Origin of the sequence: Luteibacter sp. (assembly GCF_051958795.1) — a bacterium.
In the GTDB taxonomy this organism is placed as follows: Bacteria; Pseudomonadota; Gammaproteobacteria; order Xanthomonadales; family Rhodanobacteraceae; genus Luteibacter.
Genome location: NZ_JBQCFT010000398.1, coordinates 1 through 3,874, shown reverse-complemented (window position 1 = coordinate 3,874; position 3,874 = coordinate 1). Strand labels below are relative to the sequence as shown.

4 protein-coding genes are annotated in these 3,874 nt (G+C 67.3%); 2 read left to right on the top strand and 2 right to left on the bottom strand.

What is annotated here, in order from left to right; translation table 11 throughout:
* Positions 1-1,631: TonB-dependent receptor (locus ACTHLF_RS20640; protein WP_440330018.1), on the top strand; the 1,631-nt coding region annotated here is incomplete at its 5' end.
* A gap of 83 nt (positions 1,632-1,714) precedes the next feature.
* Here ACTHLF_RS20640 and ACTHLF_RS20635 read toward each other — a convergent pair.
* The gene (locus ACTHLF_RS20635; protein ID WP_440330016.1) at positions 1,715-2,044 is read right to left on the bottom strand and encodes a hypothetical protein; all 330 of its coding nucleotides are present in this window, start codon (positions 2,042-2,044) and stop codon (positions 1,715-1,717) included.
* A 132-nt stretch (positions 2,045-2,176) separates the two neighbouring features.
* Between ACTHLF_RS20635 and ACTHLF_RS20630 the strand changes: the two genes are divergently transcribed.
* Positions 2,177-3,292, top strand: a complete 1,116-nt coding sequence (locus tag ACTHLF_RS20630) for an FAD binding domain-containing protein (protein ID WP_440330014.1) — start codon at positions 2,177-2,179, stop codon at positions 3,290-3,292.
* A 20-nt stretch (positions 3,293-3,312) separates the two neighbouring features.
* Here the strand turns inward: ACTHLF_RS20630 and ACTHLF_RS20625 are convergent.
* The coding region (locus ACTHLF_RS20625) for a CGNR zinc finger domain-containing protein (protein WP_440330012.1) at positions 3,313-3,874 on the bottom strand (562 nt) is incomplete at its 5' end.

Below are 3,874 nucleotides of genomic sequence, written 5' to 3'. Positions count from 1 at the left end.
CCGAGGTCGAGCCGATCACCCGCGTGGGCGTCGACTACGGCACCGATAGCCAGATCGGCGAAACGGTCGACTTCGGCCGTCGCTGGGGTGCGAACAAGGAATTCGGCCTGCGCGTGAACGCCGTGCACCGCGAAGGCGGTGCGTCCATCGATGGCGAGAAGCGCCGCGTCACCGCCGCGTCCATCGCGTTCGATTACCAGGGCGAGAAGCTGCGCGTCACCACCGACGTCGGCTACCAGAAGCAGGACCTCAACGGCGGCCGTTCGGTCGTGTTCATCGGCGGCGCCACCGAAGTGCCGCGCGCGCCGTCGGCACGCACGAACTACTCGCAGCCGTGGTCGGGCTCGTCGCTGGAAGATACCTTCGGCGTGGTTCGTGCCGAGTACGACTTCACCCCGTGGCTCACCGGCTACGTGGCCGCGGGCGCGCACCATGGCAACGAGTTCGGCGACTACGTCAGCCCCTCGCTGGTCGACAACGCGGGCAATGCGACGGAAGGCCGCTTCACCGTGCCGTACATCGCCAACACCGGTACCGGTGAGGCAGGTTTCAACGCGCACTTCGATACGGGTGAAGTCACCCACCGCGTGACGCTGGGCTTCTCCGCCCTGACCACGAACAAGAAGGCCGCGTACGCGGGTTCGTCCACGATCCGTACCAACATCTACAGCCCGACCTACGTCGCGCTGCCGGACTACGTCTACAACGTCGGCCCGATCAGCAGCCCGGGCATCACGGGCCGCACGCAGCTGCGCAGCCTGGCGCTGTCGGATACGCTCGGCTTCTTCGATGACCGTCTCGCGGTCAGCGTCGGCGTCCGCCGCCAGAAGCTGCTCGTCGCGGGCTATGCGTATGCAGTGGATGGCGTGCCGGGCTCGAAGACCAGCGAATACAGCGCCTACACGAACAGCCCCGTCGTCGGCGCCAACTTCCGCATCAGCGACCAGTGGGCGGTATACGCCAACCACATCGAAGCGCTCACCCAGGGCGGCGAAGCCCCGGTGAACTTCAACGGCAAGCCGGTGACGAACGCTGGCCAGGTGTTCAAGCCGTACAAGGCCAAGCAGAACGAAGTGGGCGTGAAGTTCGACGCCGGCACGGTCGGCAGCAGCCTCGGCCTGTACCAGATCAAGCAGCCGAGCGCGTATGTCGACGGCACCAACACCTATGTCGTCGATGGCGAGCAGCGTAACCGCGGCATCGAGTGGAGCTTCTTCGGTGAACCGGTGAAGGGCGTGCGCATCCTCGGCGGTGCGAATTACGTGAAGCCGGAGCTGGTGAAGACCCAGGGCGGCCTGAGCGATGGCAACGATGCGATCGGCGTGCCGCGCTTCCAGGCGAACGCAGGCGTGGAATGGACCATCCCGAACACTCCGGACCTCACGCTGAGCGCCCGTGCCGTGCGCACCGGCAAGCAGTACCTCGACGTGAACAACGACCTGCGCGTGCCGGCGTGGACCACGTACGACATCGGCGCCCGCGGGACGCCGAAGCTCGAGAACGTGCCGGTCACCTTCAACTTCAGCGTGCAGAACCTGATGAACAAGGGTTACTGGGCATCGGCGACGGGTGGCTACCTCACGCAGGGCACGCCGCGGACGGTGATGGTCTCGGCTACGTTCGACCTTTAAGCAAGAACCATCGCGCGCAAGCGCCCTCCCACAAGAGCCGGCGCAGGTCCGTTTTGGGTGCGCGCTTGCGCGCGATGCTCTCCCTAAAGCGTCATGTAAGTAATGATGAAACACACCGCCGTCAGCAACACCATCGCCAGGATGAAGAAGATATCCGCCGTGCGCTCGAGGTGATGCAGGCGCGCCTGGGAATCCACGCGCAGCGCGAAGTACGCGCATAACGTCGCGACGAGGAACAACACCGCGTCGACCGCCAGCAGGTCGTCGGCGATGGTCTGGCTCTTGCTGACCGTTATCGATACGCGCAGCAGGCCGATGCCCGTGAGGCATGCGCCCACCATGCCGGCGGAGATGCTGCAGACCATGCGGCTGCTGCCTTCGGCGAGCGGCGGCATCTGGGGAAGTCGGGGCACGGCGGGTTCTCACGGCGGCGTTGGCCGGATCGTAACGTCACAACGGCGCCGCCATCCACAGGAAACTGCAAGCCGCGCGTGCTCGCAGGTTGTTACGTTTCACGGGCACGTCACACGGAGCCCCGGAAACCCATGCGCATTGGAATCGTCGGCGGATCGCTCGGGGGCCTGTTCGCGGCGGCCCTGCTGCACGCGGATGGCCACGACGTGCATGTGTATGAGCGCACCGAAGGCGGCCTGGCGGGTCGTGGCGCGGGGCTGGTTGCGCAGCACGAGATCTTCGAGGTGCTGCGGCGGCTCGGCACGGAATCGGTCGCGCGGGTGGGCGTGGTCGCCTACGAACGCGTCGTGCTTGCCGTCGATGGCAGCATCGCCAGCACCGAGCCGACGCCGCAGATGCAGGTGTCTTGGGATGGCTTGTACGGAGCGTTGCTTGCGCATGTACCGGCGCATGGCTACCACGCAGGACTGACCGTCGCGGGCGTGGAGCAATCCGCGACGCAGGCGTTCATCCATCTCGCCGACGGCCAGCGGATCGGCTTCGATTGCGTGATCGGCGCGGATGGACTCGGCTCGGTGGTGCGCAGCGTGGTGACGCCGACCCAGCGCGATAACCACTACGCCGGCTATGTCGCGTGGCGCGGGCTGCTGCCGGAAGCCGAGGTGCCGCCGGTCGCCTCCTCCTCGCTGTTCGAGCGTTTCGCTTTCTTCTTCATGCCCGGTGGCCAGGCGCTTGGCTACCTCGTGCCGGGCCCGAATGGTGAGATCGCGCCCGGGCGGCGCCGCTACAACTGGGTCTGGTATCGCCAGGCGGCGGGCGTTGCCGGCCTGCGCCAGACACTGACCGATGCGGAAGGGCGGATCCATCCGTATTCACTGGCCCGCGGGGAAGTACCGGCGGTTGAGCGCGATGCTTTGCGGCTCGCTGCCCGCGAAGCATTGCCACCCGCGTTCCGCGCAGTGGTCGAAGCTGAGCCAGATCCGTTCGTCCAGGCGATCTTCGACCACGAGGGCACGCGCATGGCCTCCGGCCGCATCGCCTTGCTCGGCGATGCCGCGTTCGTCGTGCGCCCGCATACCGCCATGGGTGCGGCGAAAGCCGCCGGCGATGCGATGACGCTCGTCGGCGCGCTACGCCGGCTTCCCGTGCGCGAGGCGCTGGTGGCCTATGAAGCGGAACGCCTGCCCGTGGGCCGGCGGATCGCGGCGTATGGGCGCCAGCTCGGCGAGTCGCTGCAGCCTGCCTAGCCGTGTCGACGCCGTGCCGCTTACTTCGACTGCCGCTCGCGGAAACGGCTCACCTTATGCCGGTTCCCGCACATCGCCATGCTGCACCAGCGCCGGCGATGCGACTTGGTGCGGTCGTAGAACCACAGGGAGCACTCTTCGTGCTCGCACTCGCGCACCAGGCTGAAATCGCCATCGGCGAGCAGGCTGATCGCCGCCTCGCCCAGCGGCGCCAGCGCTCGCCACGAGGCATCGCCTTCGTAACGGCGCTCGGCGTGCATGCCGCCCGCGTGCGGGACCAGTTCCAGGTGGCTACTCATGTGCCGCGTGAGGGCGTTGAGGTGGGCAGTATCGATCGCGTCGCCACGCTTGCGCGCCAGCACGGCCTGGCGAATGACCTCGCGCAGCTCCACCGCACGGGCGCCAAGACCCGCGGAGGCCTCCACGGGGCGGCCCGTCATCCGCGACAGCCACGCCGCCGTGGCGGCGTCGGAGACGAGGTGGTCCACCGACTCACCGTTCTCCATGACCACGGTGTTGATCAGGTCCAGCGCGGGCTGGTCCGCGATGATCGGCGGGATCTCGAGCGAGGTGACGGGATTC